This window comes from Chitinophaga horti, assembly GCF_022867795.2.
Lineage (GTDB): Bacteria > Bacteroidota > Bacteroidia > Chitinophagales > Chitinophagaceae > Chitinophaga > Chitinophaga horti.
The window spans coordinates 3,567,046-3,584,132 of record NZ_CP107006.1; the positions used below are offsets into that span (position 1 = coordinate 3,567,046).

The 17,087-nt window shown below is 47.0% G+C and carries 19 protein-coding genes and 1 pseudogene; 8 read left to right on the forward strand and 12 right to left on the reverse strand.

Translation table 11 applies throughout. The annotated features are described in order from the left end of the window. Window positions 1–78: 78 nt before the first annotated feature. The 4 genes and pseudogenes from MKQ68_RS14330 to MKQ68_RS14345 form a co-directional block, all read right to left on the reverse strand. Window positions 79–378 carry a hypothetical protein gene (locus MKQ68_RS14330; protein ID WP_264279730.1) on the reverse strand — a complete coding sequence of 100 codons (300 nt, stop codon included), beginning with the start codon at window positions 376–378 and terminating at the stop codon, window positions 79–81. Window positions 379–596: 218 nt separating this feature from the next. Then, window positions 597–1,097: a hypothetical protein gene (locus tag MKQ68_RS14335; RefSeq protein WP_264283671.1), complete on the reverse strand. Its 501-nt coding sequence runs from the start codon at window positions 1,095–1,097 to the stop codon at window positions 597–599. A gap of 57 nt (window positions 1,098–1,154) precedes the next feature. After that, window positions 1,155–1,340, reverse strand: a pseudogene (locus tag MKQ68_RS25930) (RHS repeat-associated core domain-containing protein); the annotation flags it as partial. Window positions 1,341–1,521: 181 nt separating this feature from the next. Next, a complete protein-coding gene (locus MKQ68_RS14345; protein ID WP_244839346.1) occupies window positions 1,522–1,857 on the reverse strand; it encodes a hypothetical protein in 336 nt (111 codons plus the stop codon). Window positions 1,858–2,531: 674 nt separating this feature from the next. Here MKQ68_RS14345 and MKQ68_RS14350 point away from each other — a divergent pair. After that, window positions 2,532–2,699, forward strand: coding sequence for a helix-turn-helix domain-containing protein (locus MKQ68_RS14350; RefSeq protein WP_264279731.1), 168 nt, complete (start codon window positions 2,532–2,534; stop codon window positions 2,697–2,699). 14 nt (window positions 2,700–2,713) lie between these two features. Next, window positions 2,714–2,866, forward strand: coding sequence for a hypothetical protein (locus tag MKQ68_RS14355; protein WP_244839347.1), 153 nt, complete (start codon window positions 2,714–2,716; stop codon window positions 2,864–2,866). Window positions 2,867–2,922: 56 nt separating this feature from the next. On the opposite strand, the gene MKQ68_RS14360 is transcribed toward MKQ68_RS14355, so the two are convergent. From MKQ68_RS14360 to MKQ68_RS14385, 6 genes are all read right to left on the reverse strand, one after another. Next, window positions 2,923–3,489: a hypothetical protein gene (locus MKQ68_RS14360; protein ID WP_264279732.1), complete on the reverse strand. Its 567-nt coding sequence runs from the start codon at window positions 3,487–3,489 to the stop codon at window positions 2,923–2,925. A gap of 40 nt (window positions 3,490–3,529) precedes the next feature. Next, window positions 3,530–3,763: a hypothetical protein gene (locus MKQ68_RS14365; RefSeq protein WP_264279733.1), complete on the reverse strand. Its 234-nt coding sequence runs from the start codon at window positions 3,761–3,763 to the stop codon at window positions 3,530–3,532. A gap of 71 nt (window positions 3,764–3,834) precedes the next feature. Continuing rightward, window positions 3,835–3,987 carry a hypothetical protein gene (locus MKQ68_RS14370; protein WP_244839349.1) on the reverse strand — a complete coding sequence of 51 codons (153 nt, stop codon included), beginning with the start codon at window positions 3,985–3,987 and terminating at the stop codon, window positions 3,835–3,837. A gap of 177 nt (window positions 3,988–4,164) precedes the next feature. Continuing rightward, complete coding sequence (locus tag MKQ68_RS14375) at window positions 4,165–6,351, reverse strand: GH92 family glycosyl hydrolase (protein ID WP_264279734.1); 2,187 nt, start codon at window positions 6,349–6,351, stop codon at window positions 4,165–4,167. An 83-nt stretch (window positions 6,352–6,434) separates the two neighbouring features. Continuing rightward, complete coding sequence (locus MKQ68_RS14380) at window positions 6,435–7,166, reverse strand: DNA-formamidopyrimidine glycosylase family protein (RefSeq protein ID WP_244839353.1); 732 nt, start codon at window positions 7,164–7,166, stop codon at window positions 6,435–6,437. A 235-nt stretch (window positions 7,167–7,401) separates the two neighbouring features. Beyond that, window positions 7,402–8,592 carry a copper amine oxidase gene (locus tag MKQ68_RS14385; protein ID WP_264279735.1) on the reverse strand — a complete coding sequence of 397 codons (1,191 nt, stop codon included), beginning with the start codon at window positions 8,590–8,592 and terminating at the stop codon, window positions 7,402–7,404. Window positions 8,593–9,240: 648 nt separating this feature from the next. On the opposite strand from MKQ68_RS14385, the gene MKQ68_RS14390 reads away from it, so the two are divergent. Both MKQ68_RS14390 and MKQ68_RS14395 read left to right on the forward strand, forming a co-directional pair. Further along, window positions 9,241–9,633, forward strand: coding sequence for a carbohydrate-binding protein (locus MKQ68_RS14390; RefSeq protein WP_264279736.1), 393 nt, complete (start codon window positions 9,241–9,243; stop codon window positions 9,631–9,633). A 501-nt stretch (window positions 9,634–10,134) separates the two neighbouring features. After that, entirely contained in the window at window positions 10,135–10,506 is a 372-nt protein-coding gene (locus MKQ68_RS14395; protein ID WP_244839357.1) for a response regulator, read from the forward strand. Here MKQ68_RS14395 and MKQ68_RS14400 read toward each other — a convergent pair. Both MKQ68_RS14400 and MKQ68_RS14405 read right to left on the reverse strand, forming a co-directional pair. Next, entirely contained in the window at window positions 10,503–11,213 is a 711-nt protein-coding gene (locus tag MKQ68_RS14400; RefSeq protein WP_264279737.1) for a sensor histidine kinase, read from the reverse strand. The genes MKQ68_RS14395 and MKQ68_RS14400 overlap by 4 nt on opposite strands. Then, entirely contained in the window at window positions 11,171–11,671 is a 501-nt protein-coding gene (locus MKQ68_RS14405; RefSeq protein WP_264279738.1) for a PAS domain-containing protein, read from the reverse strand. The genes MKQ68_RS14400 and MKQ68_RS14405 overlap by 43 nt, the downstream gene beginning before the upstream one ends. 170 nt (window positions 11,672–11,841) lie before the next feature. Between MKQ68_RS14405 and MKQ68_RS14410 the strand changes: the two genes are divergently transcribed. The 4 genes from MKQ68_RS14410 to MKQ68_RS14425 all read left to right on the forward strand — a co-directional run bounded on the left by MKQ68_RS14410 (window position 11,842) and on the right by MKQ68_RS14425 (window position 17,087). After that, window positions 11,842–12,210 (forward strand): SpoIIAA family protein, encoded by a 369-nt coding sequence (locus MKQ68_RS14410; RefSeq protein ID WP_255860410.1) that lies wholly within the window; start codon window positions 11,842–11,844, stop codon window positions 12,208–12,210. A gap of 369 nt (window positions 12,211–12,579) precedes the next feature. Beyond that, on the forward strand, window positions 12,580–12,960 hold the full coding sequence (locus tag MKQ68_RS14415) for a hypothetical protein (protein ID WP_264279739.1): 381 nt from the start codon (window positions 12,580–12,582) through the stop codon (window positions 12,958–12,960). Between the two features lie 77 nt (window positions 12,961–13,037). Beyond that, the gene (locus MKQ68_RS14420; RefSeq protein WP_264279740.1) at window positions 13,038–13,427 is read left to right on the forward strand and encodes a hypothetical protein; all 390 of its coding nucleotides are present in this window, start codon (window positions 13,038–13,040) and stop codon (window positions 13,425–13,427) included. 174 nt (window positions 13,428–13,601) lie between these two features. Next, window positions 13,602–17,087, forward strand: a complete 3,486-nt coding sequence (locus tag MKQ68_RS14425) for a histidine kinase (protein ID WP_264279741.1) — start codon at window positions 13,602–13,604, stop codon at window positions 17,085–17,087.

Consider the following 17,087-nt stretch of genomic DNA (forward strand, 5'->3'; position numbering starts at 1 on the left):
AAGTACCTGTTCTTTCTTATTGAAAAGGTTATTCAGAACTACAAAACGAAAAAAACTTTTAATAAATAATAAAGCCCGCTATTGCGGGCTTTGCTCGTGTAACTTCTCTTTGGTTTCGATTATCTTCTGCCTTAATTGTTCTTCATCGTAATAAGTACCTGGATATTTTACTAAATCCTCTTGAACATCAGTATATCTACTGCTTATTTTATCCAATTCAAAAAACGCAGACTGTTCTATGTCTGTCAAATCACCATTTTCAATCTCCAAGCCATAAGAGTAGTAATATTCATTACAAAATGTCCACCCATTTATTTGTTCGGATAAATATTGGTCAATTAGCCAATATAATCTTCTTTTATCATTTTTTTCAAACATAATTTACTATCAATTTATTGCTGGTAAAGAACCCAAGGACTTTTGGGTATATTTAAAGTGCATTATTGTATTAGCTCCTTTGTCATATAAAACCTCTACATTATATAGCTTGCCATTCTTCCACATTTGTGAATAATGCATTAGTGCATTTGTACCCTGAGGATCTTTCACTACTGACATCGGGGCTTTTATTATGTCATCTAGAGTCTGAATAGGTATCATACGGCCTGCTTCATCCATGTGCTTAGCGGCTGTACCTGTGAACTTAAATAATTCACTCCCCCCTTAGCTGCCACCTTTGACGCCGATTTTGCACCGAACTGTACCCCCGACTTCAAAATGCCGCTAGCCGCTAACCCTTCAAATCCCAAGGCAGCGACTAATTCCACTAGTGGCACCTCCACATTTTCAATGAACCAAAACACTCTCGACTGGCTATTTACAGCATCCTGAAATGCTTGCCAACTGCCCTTATAGTAATCATAATACCTTGCCTTTTCAACCATAGAAGCAGGAAATCCGTCGATAGTTCGTTCCGACTGAATTTCATAAATTGGTAAAGTATATCCTAAACTCCAGTCCTTCTGCCAGACATAGTCAGTTTGTTTTTTCGCTTTCTCATCTTTCTTGCTAGGCTCTCCATCTGTTCCTGACATCGTACTTTTGAGTGCTTTAAACATCGTTTCAGCACCGGCCCCGGTAAACGTCAGCGCTTCCATCCCATCAGGATCGATAAAACATATTGGATTATCTAGGGCGTATGTATATGGGGCAAACCTCGTCGACTTTTCAGAAAGTGGGTCAGTAACACTCCACCTCCCTATCTGCGCATCATACATCCTTGCCCCATAATCATACCACTCCAGCCCCCCATTTGAGAAGTCGTTACTCTGTATCTCCTTTCCATTATACCGAAACCTGTTCTCCCGCACCCCAGCCGTAGTAGAAGATATCCCCTGCATCGTCAACCCGAACGGACAATAAATACCGCCTTCCCCGCATGCCCGCCGGCTTTTTCAAAAAAAGGTTTTAAAGATAGCTTGTTACGGTATCTTATATACCATTTAAAATATGTCTATAAACCAACAGTCCGCGCGATAAGCGACGACTACTAGCGTATTGGGGTGTTATTTTCCAATTACTTCAAAAATAAAAATAGATACCGGTTTTCCGCTTTATAGCTTCCTCAAAAAGGTTCCTAAGTTGACTTAGCTTATTTGTCACAGCACTATGAGAGAAGATTTCACTCCTCAATATTTCTTTCAACTTCTCCTCATCCGTTATATTTTCATCTTCATAATCGTCAATATTAGAGCCTGCAATGCTATTGATTCTTTCAAAAAAACCAATCGCCAATAAGTTATCAAATTCGTCTTCATCTAATACGACTTCTAATAACTGTTCTGGCATTACTTTATCATAATCTAATGATTGCTCAGCTTCTTTGGTTTTTGGAACAACTATTGCTCTATATTTCATCTATCAATATTATTAAAGTGAGTAACTTGGTTATATTCCGCCTGAGTTCTACCTATAGTACGCCCATTTACTACTTCATTATTTGGTACATTCCCATTGAGGTCTAAATAAGTCCTTTTTCCTGGCAAATTTGTATTTTGAATCCGAAAATAATCCCCTGAATTATCAACCACAACTTGAATACCGGTTTCACTTGTATATATAGTTTTCTGGCCGCTAACGACTCCCTCTGCTCCAGGTGCAAACTTTTCTATTGTGCTCTGAAGACTTGCATCTGACCAACCTTGCGAATATTGAGCAGCCCTTTGCGCTCCCCTCCGACTACTGATGCCTCCACAGTTCCTTCGACAGTACCGACCTCTACACCTGCTGCCGCTCTCGATACTTGCCCGCCTGATGCAAGGGGTGACTGACCAGCTTCAAACGGAGAGGCGGTATTTCTCATGCTTCGAACTCCTGTAGTAAAAAGACTTCCAGAACCGCCCCCCGTCGCTATACCGACCAGCTTCAAAACAGTAACTGTGTGCCATAGTGAAAATTATTTTTTAGTACCTATTGGTAACAAAAGCAATGGATTCGTTTTAAACTGCCAATACCTATTTGCTTTGCATAGCATCAATAAGTAACTTAAATTTGTTAACCCCTGCATTTACGGGGCATTTAAAGCACTTTTTTTGACTTTTGGCGAACGCATTGCCCTGCAACGTAAGCAGCTTAAACTATCCCAGGACGACCTGGCTAGAAAGGCCGGCACTTCCGCACCCATCATCGGCAGGTACGAGCGCGGGGAGATTAAACCATCTATTGAGTTACCAAAAAAATTGCTGACGAACTGGAGGTAACAATAGATTACCTGATGGGAGGAGCAGCCAACATGGTGCTGGATAAAAAGCTGCTTAAAAGAATGGAGGATATTGAAGCGCTACCGCCGGACGAGAAGGAGAAGATTTATTATTTCATTGATATGGCTATCACTTATAACAAAACTAAAAAAGCGTATTCTTTATAAAGTAAAAACCCGCGCAGTCTTGCGCGGGTTTTTAGCTATAATTAAATTGATATATTTTATCCAATAATATACAATCGGGCAGACAATTGTAAGTAAACTTCTCTAAGGACCTTGCTAATCAAATCAACATCATTACATAACACCAACTCCGATACCTCCTTCCAAAGATAATAATCTGCCAACTTATCGTTGAGTTGACAAATAATTTCACCTTCAAGAATGTTCAAAAGTAAAGCATTCTGAACTTGCTGTGCATAATCCTTAACCATACCAAGAACACTAAATATCTCTTCAAAAACATCTACGTTCTTATCTAAGATCTTTTCGCTTATCAAAGCGTCCAGATTTATTTGAGCATACGGGATTGCATTCATATTATTACGATCAACCCACTTTTGAAGCGTTTCATTATCAAAAAAATAGGAATGGGAGGAAATAAAACTATACAAAGACAATGGTGTCCTAAAAAGCAATATATCCCCTTTTTGATCAACCATGATCTTATCGGGAGCATCTTCTAAAGACGTATCAGCCCCAACAACCGAATAATAACCAACATTCCCAAAAGTGTACTTGATTAAGTATTTCCGATATACCTCTGAGATTTCATTTACATTGCTCATCGAACTATTTTTTAGTATTTTTCGGGCGCTTGTCCCTAAACTATTTCTTCATCCAGTTATGTGGCGTATTGGGACCTCTTTTATCACCTGGATCACTAAGTTCGGTGGCTAAATCATCGTCAGACTTACTCCAGTCTATCTTATTGGGATCTGGCTTTGCATAGCCATCTGGCCATACCTGCTTTTTACCCCCTTTTGAAAAAAGATAAGGAATGGCTGGCAGGGATACTTGATAACCATCGTTATGAGTATACTGGTAAATTTCATATGCCACAACCGCCACAACTATTACTATAACAATTGGATGTGGGCGTAGAATTGGGACCGGAGCCACAATTGTATTACCTAATACAGTAGGCGGCGGCGCGTAACTACCTCCACCTCGGGGGTGATTTGGCGTAAGTCCAGGCATTCCCATTCCTCCCCCATTTCCTTCACTACCTGTGCCAGTGCTGCCATTTCCTGCTCCACCATTATCAGGCCTAATGGTAGTTCCACTTAACTGAACCTGATCATTTTGGGTATCAAAAGTATTCCATTTGTCAGGCAGTTGGCTCGATGGCACTACAGAATCACCGTAAAAATCACTTAATATTTTTTCTTAACGCATCGAACGCATGTGAATAAATTCCTTTCAAAAGAACCGCCGGTCACCCCGGCGGCTTTTTTCTCAAATTACTTACCCCAATCCTTATTCGGCTTCGCCCCCATTTCCAATTCCAACACACCGCCGTTCATCAGCTGATCATGCGTAAAGAAAGGCTTGTCCAGCACTTTACCGTTGAACCGTGCCCGTTGAATATATTTGTTGACAACCGAGCTGTTTTTAGCGATCACTTTAAACGTTTTGCCGTTCTCCAGTTTGATAGCCGATTCTTCAAACAGCGGACTACCGATCGTATACACTGGTTCACCAGGAGTTACGGGGTAAAATCCGAGGGAGGAGAAGACAACGAATGCAGTCATACCGCCACCGTCTTCATCGCCGGGAATGCCGAAAATGTTGTCTTTATACCAAACATCCAGCAGGAAGCGGATACGCTTCTGGGTTTTCCAGGCAGAGCCGGTGTAGTTGTACAGGTACGGGATGTGGAAGCTGGGTTCGTTGCCCATAGAGAACTGTCCTACGTTGCCCGTAGCATCGGGCAGCTTTGACCAGAACTCGTATTTGCTTCTTCCCAATCCCTCGCGGAATAGCTGGTCGAGGTTGGCTTCCATCGCGGCTGCGCCGCCCATTAAGTCGCGCAAACCGGGAATATCGTGCTGCACCTGCCACTGGAAGGTGTAACCATTGTTTTCATCATAATAATCGCGGGCGCCCATGCCACCGTCCCACTTTGGATCGATTTCTACCCAATTACCTTTGCTATCCTTCGGGATAAACATTTTGTATTTGGGATTATACAGGTTTTTATAGTTGAGGGCACGTTTGGCGAAACGATCGGCATCGGCCTTTTTACCCAATGTGGTGGCGAGTTGCCCTACTGCCCAATCGTCGTAAGCACCGCCAAGTGTAACAGCTACGGCCTGGCGTTTTTCCCAACTGTGAATGATTTTATCCGTTTCTTCCTCACCTTTCGCCAATGCGGGGAAATAGCCGTTCTTGTGATAGAAGTCGTCGAGCGGACCTTTAGGCCCGTTCTTCCAGGGTGCCATGGTGGCTTCGTCGGCATTCTTTAAAGATCCTTCGTAAGCTTTCTCCAGGTTAAAACGTTTCAATCCTTTTCTATGCGCATCAAGGAAAGTGATGGTGGGGTGAAAGCCGTTCATACAGGCATGATCGCCGTATACGAGCGGGAATGTAGGCACCCAGCCGCTTTGTTCATACATCAAAACGTAGGAGTTCAGCATGTCTTCTTCCTGCGCGGGATGTAAGATCGTTCTTAAAGGATGATGAGCGAGGTAAGTATCCCAGCTCCAGTCATCTACATAAAACGGGCGGTCGGAGGTATGTACCTGTTTATCGTAACCACTGTAGTAGCGGCCGTTTTCGGTGATGTTGACCATTCGCTCGTAACAGCGATAGAGGGCGCTGTAGAAGCTGCGTTTCTGCGCTTCTGTACCACCTTTCACCTGCACCTGGTTAATTACTTTGGCCCAGGCGGCTTCTCCTCTTTTAGCTAACGCTGCCGGCGTGATGCCATTGCCTAATTCCTGTTGGTAATTCTGTTTTGCCTGTTCTGCGCTGATGAAGGATACGGCGTAGCGAAGCTCCACAACATCGGCATCAAACTTGACCGCTAAGCGATTTTTATTGAGGGCCTCCTGCGATGCGGGTTTGGCGTTGAATACACCGTATACATAAATGTTTACGTCTCCATGAAAGATCGTATGGCCGTTAAGCTCAGAACCGTTCAGCGACCAGCTGTTTTTACCGCCGTTATAATCGTCGAGCAGCAGGTAGTGCGGTTTACCCTTTGGAAACTTTACCTGGTAGATGCCCGATTTTTCACCGGGCGTAAATCCTACCGTAATATCATCATCCACCAAAAACGTTTCATACTGCCACGGCTTTAGTACTTCCAGGTCGTGGTCGTAGGTCATACGTTTACGGAAGCTTTCGGGGCTCACTTCTCCTACAACGGGTTTGAGTGAAAAAGCCTCTCCCTGGCGATGCGACACGACCAGTAGCGGAAAGCTGCTGATCTGATCGTCGATGTAATTGGCCCTGATGGGATACATACGCATCACCTGATTGGGTAATTGCACCGTGGGGCGCGTAGGTTCCAGCAACTGGCCTACGTTACCGATACGGGTATCAACATAAGAAAGAAAATTGGGCTGTTGTTGTGCAAAGCTCACTGTTACGGGGCCGCAAAGTAATGCTGCGAAGCCCATCCACTTAATACTGTTTCTGATCATAAACAAACTGGTTATAGGCGGATGCTACCGCCTTGCCGCAAAGTACAATTCAAATGTCAAAGCAGCTAACCGTTCGCGTAAAACTAGGTATACAGCTCCTGGCAGTTATGGCAAAAGAAGCTACGGCGTTTGGTTTTGCCCGCATATTTCTTTTCGAAGGGAATGTTGCAGCGGGGACAAATTTTCTTTGTATGCGCCAGCCAGTGCTTTTTGAGGGTGTTTTGTTTTTTCCAGTGAAGGAAGTCGAAGCTATATTTGACGACTTCTGTGAGCATTTCGGTGATCTTTTTAGGAGGAAGGGCACCAATGCGGCTTTCGGGCTGTACACGAATGCGGAACAACACTTCGTTTTTGATGATGTTGCCCGATCCCGAAAAGATGTGCTGGTCGAGCAACGCATCGCAGGCCATCATGTCGGGTACCTGCTTTAGTTTGGCCCTGGCGGCGCGGCGATCCCATTGTTCGCTCATTACATCGGCGCTCCAGTCGTACACCTCGTCCAGCGGCTCGTCGATGATCTTAACCAGGCAGGCATAGAACGACAACTCTCCTTTCGCAAAGGTGAGCCGCATTCTCGGCACTTTATCACGCCGCTCGTTAATGCTGTAGGAGCCGAACAGCATAAAGTGCACACGCACCGTAAATTTTTTGAAACAGATGAGAAAGTGTTTGCCCCAGGATTTGAAGCCGGTGATTTTCTGACCAACGAGACGATCGAGATCTACCGGCGCGTTTCCGGATACTTCCAGTACCTTCTTGCCAGTGAAACTTTCTACCAGTTCTTTCAGGATAACGATGGAGGGGCCTTCGGGCATAACAAGCTATTTATACCTGGCAATGCAAATAGCGAGCCATCGGGCGATACAATAGCGTGGTATGGGAGGTGATGGTAGTTAGATTTGGTAATTGGCCGGAACGTGGATAGCCACTACAGGGACACGATGCGCTGTGCACAGATAGCAGGCCACCCGGAATACGATACCATGGAAGGCTCGCAAAGCCGGCCGCGCGCCGAAAAAAGGCCGCCGTTTATCCCGGCGGCCAGTAGCATTATCTGATATCCACCGGTATAAACACCAATGGCGTCGGCAGGCACGATGCACCTGGCGGCGAATAGGTCATCTTAATCGTTTGCTCCTCTCCGTTAGCAGCAGGCTTAAACACCTGTACAAGGATGGCTTCCGGCGCGGCTTTGGTCACCAGCCGGTCGCTCGGCAGCTGGATGATGCCTTCTTTGAACTTACCACCGCTTACCACCATGGTGTTGGCCATACCACCACACCATTGACTATTACCACTGCGGGAGTTCCAGGTCACGAGCGCAAGCCCTTTACCATCGGTGCTCTTCCACTTTAACTCGATATTGTACATCACGCCGTAGTTACCGGCCAGTTCCGCAATGCCTTCGCTGATGGCCGATTTACCTGTCACCCATGGATCGAGATCGCCATCGGCCACGATAATTTCTTTTGTACCTTCTTTCGTATCATATACCGCTTTGTTCACGATGCAGTAGTTGCTCACCCCGAACACGCCACGGCCAGCACCGCTCTGACTTTTGCTGGGCAACACTGTTTTGATCCGCGCGTAGGCTTTAGGACCACTTGTATTTATATCCGTCTGAATCACACTGATCTCCCCCGGCTGGTCGATCACGAACTCGTAGAACCCGTGTACCAGCTCATCATATTTCACGATCGCCTTTTCGAATTTGTCGTCTATAGCCACTACCTCTCCCGGCTTAATGCTGCGGATCACGTCCGAAGGTTTGGAAGCGAAGAAGTCAGCCAATCCCTGTTTGCCACACAGGTAGTAATTCGTACTAGGCTTTTGCGACGAATAACGCAACATGCGCAGGTGCATCACCCCAGTACCCGTATTTTTAATCACCGCCGTAATACGGCGATCGATTTTTACCGGCTCCTTTACCCCGTTCACATTATAAACATAGAGCCGAACAGCGCCCGGGGTCACTGCTTCCTGCAGGGCAATGGCTTCCGGTACACGAATGTATTCCGGATCGTCAGAAATGACGTGTTGCGGACCAGCCATCGGCACTTTGTGATAATCGATGTTCGGAATTTTCTCGGTTAAGAATCCGGGCAGTTCTACGATCGTTCCTTGTTTTGCGGACACCAGGGCTTTGGCCTGATCCGGTTTCAGTTCCTGTGCGGCTGCGGGCAGTGCTAAAGCGGCCATTACCCCGGAAAACAGCAGCGGTTTCCATTTTGGTTGTATCATATGTATTGATGCGTTTAGTCGGCAAATGACGTGGATGCCGCGTGTCAGTTGAATGAGACCAAACTTAATAATATTTTTTATTAATTGCGCATTTGTTTTAAAATTATTTATCAAACTGATACAATAGCTTTGTTTTATGTTGATACGCTAGTAATTCTACTATAATTCTACCACAACTCCGATCCAGGCGTTTATCAAGTCCGTTGTAACCCGATGAAACTGCACGGAAAGTAGCCGGTAATTCTACTATAACTCTACCACAACTCCGATCCAGGTGTTTATCAAGTCCGTTGTCAACCCGATAAAACTGCACGGAAAGTAGCCGTTAATTCTACTATAACCCTATTAAAATCCGATCCAGACGTCTCTCAAGTCCGTTGTAAACCCGATGAAACTGTATGGAAAGTAGCCGGTTATCCTACAAAAAATCCGATGCAAGCAACGTGAACGTAAAACCCTTCAGCCTTTAAACGCCCTACAAACGCGGCTTGACTTAGAATACACACATTATCAGGCGGATAGCCACAGCCGTTTTATTATATTTTTTCCACATTTATTCGATTTACTGGTATTAATTTTTATCTTTATATGAAATAAAGAAGAGTCACCTATCCTATGAGGCCGATTATATTAGCTATTACGATAGCTATGTTCACTTTCATTGTTTTGCCCGCACGCGGGCAGAATAATGCTGCGCCTCCCCTTCCCAAACCAAAGGACAATGAATTTGTAATGAAAAAAGGCACGATCCTCGGCTTCAGGCAAATTAACCTGAATATGGGGCAAGTGGGTTTTGAAGTTATGGTTACCTGTGCCGATAAAACCGGTACCGGCCGGCTCGAGTTCCGGTTAGATCATGTACGCGGTAAAAAAATAGGCACGCTGGAAATACCCTACACGGCAGATACGGTTTATTCGGCCAAACTGGTCGGACATATGCCTAACGCGATGGGGGTACACGATATTTTCCTGATTGCCAAGGGGGGCAGCGAGTTTAGTATCAGCGCTTTCGGGTTCATCCAGAATTATTGGTACAGGTAAACAACCGAGTTATCCACATAATTTGCTTCAGAGCATTTTTATACACATTGAATAATTTAACGCTCTATAAATAATTTATATGTCTATCTTAGCTTTGTTACCGACAGGTACGACGGACGTTCATTAACGCGACATCATAAAATTATAATAGCAAATAGAAGTTCAGATGTAATAAGCCAGTGGTTCCCCACTGGCTTTTTTATGCGCAGCAATGAGGCTACTGTTGCGATGTAACTCATTCAAAATTAATTTGCAATTAGCCGTTTTAATACTATTTTTATGCTACGATCACACCACTCTCCGTGTGTATTGCTTATACATCTTTCCCTTTACATTTCTGATTGTAACCCGTTACTATTGGCATGCGTGTATCAATAGCTTCCCGCTATGTTACAGCAGCTATCTCCTTTCGCCATTTTTCGTAAACCCTTTTGAATCGACAGATTGGCCTTTTCCGGCGGCAGGTCCGCAGCGAACAGTATTAACTAAAACAAGCGCTAGATGCAGAAACAAATTCTTATTATCGACGATGACCGCGATGAGCTGGAAATCTTTATAGAAGCACTGGAAGGCATTCCGGCAGCCTACAGCTGCTCTTATGCAGAAAGTCCGGAAGAAGCGTTGGTAATGCTTACCAACACCTCCCCGGACTATATATTTATCGATTACAATATGCCCCGCACAAACGGGCTGGAATGTTTACAGGCGATCAAAAAAATAGAACAATTACAAAACACACCGCTCATCATCTATTCTAATTCTATCAGCGAAGAAACACGTCGTCATGCGAAACAACTCGGTGCCGCCACCTGTATCGTTAAACCGCCGACGATCGATATTTTAACCGCCATGCTTAAAGAGATTCTCGCTTAACGAGGAAACCAGCAACTAAATAAACTGCCTTCTCCCGGATGACTCTCGGTGGTAATCAAACCGCCGTGCAGGTCCATTATTTTTTTACAAACCGCCAGGCCCATGCCCGATCCTTTGTAACGCTGCTTGTCCTCATGGCGGATGAACAACTCGAACACTTCGCTCGTTTTGCTCTCTTCGAAACCAATACCGTTATCACGGAAAGAGATGACATGATAACTACGATCGGCCCCCTCCACGAGTTCGTGCTGTACCGACACCTGCGGCTCCGGACCCTTACGCACAAACTTACAGGCATTGTCGAGCAGGTGGTAGAACAACAGGGAAATCAGCATCGCATAGCCCGGTATAACAGGCAATTCACCTGCTACCACTTTCAGCTCACAGCTATTCAGCTTTTCCTCCATCTCGTCCTGCACGATCTCAAGCACCTGGTTCAAATTCACGTCAGACAAACCGGCCTCGTCGGCCTCTATCTTCGAGAACGCCACCAGGTCGTCGGTCATCAGCTTCATGCGCTGCAGGCCGCCTTGTACACGGCGCAGACTGGCGCGGCCTTCGTTGCTCAGGTTGCGTGCATCGTTGCCAATCAAAAACTCCAGCGAGGTATATGCTTTCTGTAATGCATCGGTATACTGCCCGCCAATCACCCGCGTAAAGGTGCTCAGCTCCTCCACCAGCGCTTCCTGCAGGCGCGCCTTATGCAACAGCGGCGGTTAACCTCCTCCAGCTCTATTTTAATGTTGTGCGTATGGGTAATATCCCGTGCAATGTTCAGCACCGTGGTTACCGTTCCATCTACCGCAAACTCGGGTACCATGCGCGAATGAAAATAAAGGTTCCCTTCCGGAGACGGATAGTAATTGTAGTGCTCCTGGGGCTGCTGTGTCTCAAATACTTTCCGCAATTTTTCCACGAAGGCATGTGATACCTCGGGTGGATGCCCCATTTGTACACTGGTTTTGCCCAGGGCTTCGTTTACAGGTGTTCCGCTCTTCTCCGCGAAGGCGTTGTTCGCGAACACTAATCTGAAATTCGAATCCCATCTGGTAATCGCATCCGGCGTGTTTTCCACCAGGGCTCTCAACTGTTCGTCCTTCATCCTCATCACATGTTCTGCCCCTGGTCCGTCCGGATTTCCTGCATGAAAGTGCTTTTCTAACATAACATGATTTTTTCCGGTGAATACTTGATATGGCTGAGTTATCGACTAACAAAACCGTGCCATTTTTCGCTAATAAATTACTAACACCAGTAGTGTGGAGAATCATACACAGCGCAGGTTTAGGCGTACGGTGGCACAATATTTACCCGGTAATAGTTAAACAAAAAGCCATGATCTCACAACTTTCCAATGTACCTTCTAACATCGTCGCATTTCGTGCGAGTGGAGAGGTAACCAAAGAAGATTTTGAAACAGATGTATTGCCAGCCGTGCAGGAACTAGTGAAGCGTACCGGCAAACTCAATTACCTCATGGTAATCGATACCGATATCAAAAACTTTACAGGCGGCGCCTGGGTGCAGGATGCGCTGTTGGGCATTAAACAGCTTACGAAGTGGCACCGTGCCGCCATTCTTACTGATTCAGAAAACATTAATAAGTTTACGGACGCCTTTAGCTACCTGGTACCCGGCGAGTTCAAAGGGTTTCGCACCAATGAGCTGGAGGCCGCCGTACTATGGGTATCAGCCGAAGATTAGGACTGCGAACGGCTCCTGCTGAATTATTACTTCAGTATGCAGAAATAATGAAAGATATGTTGTAGTATTGCACTCAGAATAATACAATCTATTCATACCAACACCAGCGGTGTTAAAACCCAAAAAAGAAAACGAGAAGCTTTGCCTGTGCAAAGCTTCTTTGTTTTTGTAGCCATCTTTATTCAGCCAGCTTTCCATCACTATTCATCCCCCGTTGTGTCACTCACTTCAGCCATCCCGCTCCGTTCATCGTACATTACACGCATTCACGCAACGCGCTCAAAAAACACCGCCAAACACTCAGCCTCCTGAGGCCCGCCTGCAGCACCATACTACCTTTGCCATGCAAATCAAAATAATCACTACATCATGAAACTTACATGCTTATCAGCAATCATTGCTTGTACCCTTTTGTTCTCTTGTAAAAAAGATGATGCCCCATCACCCCTGGCCGGCTCGTGGAGCGGCAAACTGAGTAAAGGAACGGAAGCTCCGCCAGTAGGATCTTTCTACATGAAACTGGGCTCCGACCACTCACTGAAACGTCTTGAATCTGACGGCGACATTGCCGCTACAGGCACCTGGAAAGTAACAGGCGACCAGTTTACAGCGCAGTATAAATACCTCGACGATCCCACCATCGTGGTGTTCCTTACCGGTACGTACGATTCAAAAACGAATGCCATTACCGGCTCATGGGAAAATAGCTACGAAGTAAAAGGACTCTGGAATGCACAAAAAGGAAAGTAACCGCCCCTGCTGGCATTGGCCCGTGTATGAAACATCACATCATGCCGGGCCATTTACACCCACTTAAATTACCCGATATGCACCTACATACCAATCGCTCATTGATGATACTCGTCGCCGGCCCGTACCGCTCCGGCACCAACGACGACCCAAAGCGCATACAGGCCAATGTGGACCATATGCAAACCGTGGCCCTGCAACTTTACCGTCGTGGCCATCTGCCGGTACTCGGCGAATGGTTCGCATTGCCACTCATTCACATGGCCGGCTCGCAACAGATCGGCGACGCAGTGTTCAATGAGATCTTTCATCCCATTTCCATCCAGCTGCTCGACCGCTGCGACGCCGTACTTCGTATAGGCGGCCCCTCGGCCGGTGCAGATGAAATGGTGGCCCACGCAGTGAAGAAAGACAAACTGGTGTTCCTGGACCTCCAGGAGATACCGGCCGTACTGCACACGAACTGATTATCTGCTAAACACTCGATAAAATCAGCCAATGGCTCAAAGCACAGAGGCCCGGACTTCTTCCGGGCCTATTTTTATACCCGGAAGCGGCTATTTTTGTTACAACGCTGACTAACTTTTACCTAAACCGATTACCGCTTGCATACGAGGCGACCAATATCTTACTTAAGGGCAATGGCTGCCCTGTGGCTGTTAAGCATACTGCCGCTCCTTCGGGCGCAGGCACAACTGCCCGACTACCACCTGCAAATGTTCGGCTATTCCTATGGTATCAAGGGGGGCACCATCACTTCCGCCGCCCGCGATGCACAAGGTTACCTCTGGATATTGGGGCCGCGCGCCCTCACCCGCTTCGATGGTAAACACACCCGCGATTTTTCACTGCCCGACCGCATGAGCAGCCTGCTTTGCGACCACAACGGCCGCATCTGGGTGCTTACGGCCAAAGGCGTATTCCGTTATAAAGACGATTTCCGTGGGTTTCAACCGCTAACGGTTACCGGTAGTACACCGGGCAAAATATTCGAGCATCGCGACAAGTCTGTCTGGCTGCTCACCCGCGAAGGATTTTTGAAATACGACGAAGCCACCGGCATCTTCCGCCCCGCCCTTTCCGAATTAACCGATACACGTGCTTTCGACCCCACTTTTACCACCAGTTACGGGCACACGTTCTTTTATGCAAAGGATAGTTTGTACGCCTATCACAGCACGGCGCACCGTACGCGAAGCCTGCCGCTCCATGATTACAAATCCATCTTCGCCATCAACGAAGACAGTGTAATGGTCAGCAGCTGGAACAACAACAGTTACTGGTACAACTTTCGCGCGCAGCGGATTACGCCGGTGGTCTATAATAACGAGCTGCTAACCGTTCGTTGTTTCACCCGGCTGGATGCGAATCGTTTCCTCGTGGTAGCCGCACAGGGCATCTTCGAATATCACCTCAAAGAAGGTACGTATATTCCGCTGCGTTTCTTTGTAAACGGCCTGCCTGTACTTGCTGGCGACTATGCCAGCTACGCTTTCACCGACCCCTGGGGATACGCCTGGATGGCTACGATCGATGGCATGGCGAGGTTCCCGCTGCAGCAGTCGGAGTTCGGCCTGGTGCGTATCAGCTCATTTACCAACGACCGTTCTATTGCCGTGAACAATGTGCGCCGTATGCTGGAAGATAAGCAGGGTAACATTTGGATGGCAACGGGTGCGGGCTTCGTTTCATGGCAGCAGCAAAGCGGTAAATGGCAGTTCTTTGAACCTATGCCCGGTTCTGCGAAACAATTACAACATCCGTCCATTCGGGGTATGAGCTACGACGGGCGTTACCTCATACTTGGGCCTACCAACTTCGGTCCCTGGCTTTTCGAGCCGTCTACGAAACGTTATAGCCGTCCGCGTTATGCAAATGAGTATGTACGCAAACTGGCGGAGCAGGACTTTTTCGATGATATTCTTACATTGCGGAACGGGCATCATCTGTTCATGGGCCGTGATGCGCTGTACTTGCTGGATGGCCGCACTTACGAGATGGATACGCTGAACAACCCGGCGGCTCACCAAAACACGAACAACGCCTTCCAGGGTACCGATGGCATTGTGTGGCTGGCGACTAATCGCGGCCTGCACTGCTTTGATGCGGACATGCAGTATTTGGGAGCAGTGAGTTATCCGGACAGCTCGACGTTTGTAAGCGCTGGTTACATGCGTGCGGACAACCAGTTATTATTTGCCGTAAACGGGAAACTCTACATCGCAAAGTACGCGCACGGCAAGGTCATCGTACAGCTGATGGCGGCGCCGGCATTTGCACAGGCGTTCATCAATATTCTTTACCAGGACCAGCAGGATGTGATTTGGGCCGCTTCGGAAAACGGCATCTATCGCTTCGATCCGCATACCAATCAGCTGCAGTTGTTCGATCATACGGATAATGTGCAGGGGTACGGCTTTAACAACAACGCCTGGCTGGTGAGCAAGGCAGGTACACTTTTCTTTGGCGGCAACAACGGCATCAATTATTTAACTTCTCCTACCCTCTTAAACAATGACCAAACGCCGCCGGTTATCTTTTCGCAAATCCGCATCAACAACAACGATACGCTCATTTATGAATTGGGCGACCAGCCCACGCTGAGCTACTCGCAAAACACGCTGGACTTCACGTTCAGCTGCCCGTACTTCAACAATCCCGACAAAGTACAATACAGGTACCAGCTAGCCGGGCTGGATACCAGCTGGAAATTCCTGGGCAACAACAACGTAGTACGACTCATCTCCCTGCCACCAGGCAAGTACGAACTGCAGGTGCAGGCGAGTCTTAACGGGGTGGACTGGATACCCGCCAAGAAGAACTTCGGCTTTCGCATTGATGCGCCCTATTGGCGTAAATGGTGGTTCCTGGCACCGGTGATTTTGTTCGGTGTGTTCGCCCTGTGGATGTACGTGCGCAACCGCAACCGCAAGCTGAAGGAGAAAGAAGAGGAACTGGACACCGAGCAGGCCATTAATTATTTCGCATCCAGCCTGTACGAGCATCAGCAAACCGATCATATCTTGTGGGATGTAGCCCGCAACTGTATTGGCCGCCTGCACTTTGAGGACTGCGTTATCTACCTGGTGGATGAGGAAAGGAATGTGCTCGTTCAAAAGGCCGCTCACGGCCCTAAGAGCCACCTGCGTTTCGAAGTAAAAACACCATTGGAAATTCCGGTGGGTCGCGGTATTACAGGCAGCGTGGCCGCTACGGGCAAGGCCGAGATCATTCACGACACCACGAAAGATCCGCGGTATATCGTGGACGATAAGGTACGTTATTCGGAAATTACGGTGCCTATTGTGTTCGGCGACCAGGTACTCGGCGTAATTGACTGCGAACACTCACAAAAAAGGTTTTTTACTCAAAAGCATTTGTCTATCCTCACAACAATTGCGTCCTTGTGTGCAAATAAGATCGCAAGAGCCCGCGCAGAGGCCGAAAAAAGAGCTGCTGAGCGCATACTGATGGATACTCAACAAAAAATGGCAGATATGGAAATGCAGGCGCTGAGGGCACAAATGAACCCTCACTTTATTTTTAATTGTCTTAATTCCATTAACCGCTACATCGTGAAAAGCGACCAGGCCACCGCATCACTGTACCTGACCAAATTCGCCAAATTAATAAGGCTGATACTGGACAACTCCAACAGCAAACATGTGATCCTCAGTAATGAACTGGAAGCTTTAAAATTGTATATTGACATGGAAGCGCTCCGGTTCGATAAGAAGTTTTCGTACGAAATCGTGGTGCAACGCAATGTAAATCCCGACAGCGTAGAAGTACCGCCCCTGATCATTCAGCCTTACGTGGAAAATGCCATCTGGCACGGACTGTTACATAAACAAACCGTCGGTCACCTGAAAATAGAATTGTGCATGCCCCAGGAAGGAATGCTGCAATGCACCATAGAAGACAACGGCATTGGCCGCGAAAAGGCACAGGAACTAAAAAGCAAAACGGCCACCACGAAGAAATCGCTGGGCATGAAGATTACCGAAAACAGGCTAAGCCTGCTCAACAAACACGCCGCGCTGAATGCCAGCGTGGACATCATTAACCTGTACGAGCCGGACCAAAGTGCGGCCGGTACAAAAGTCATCTTAAAAATCCCCGTTTAA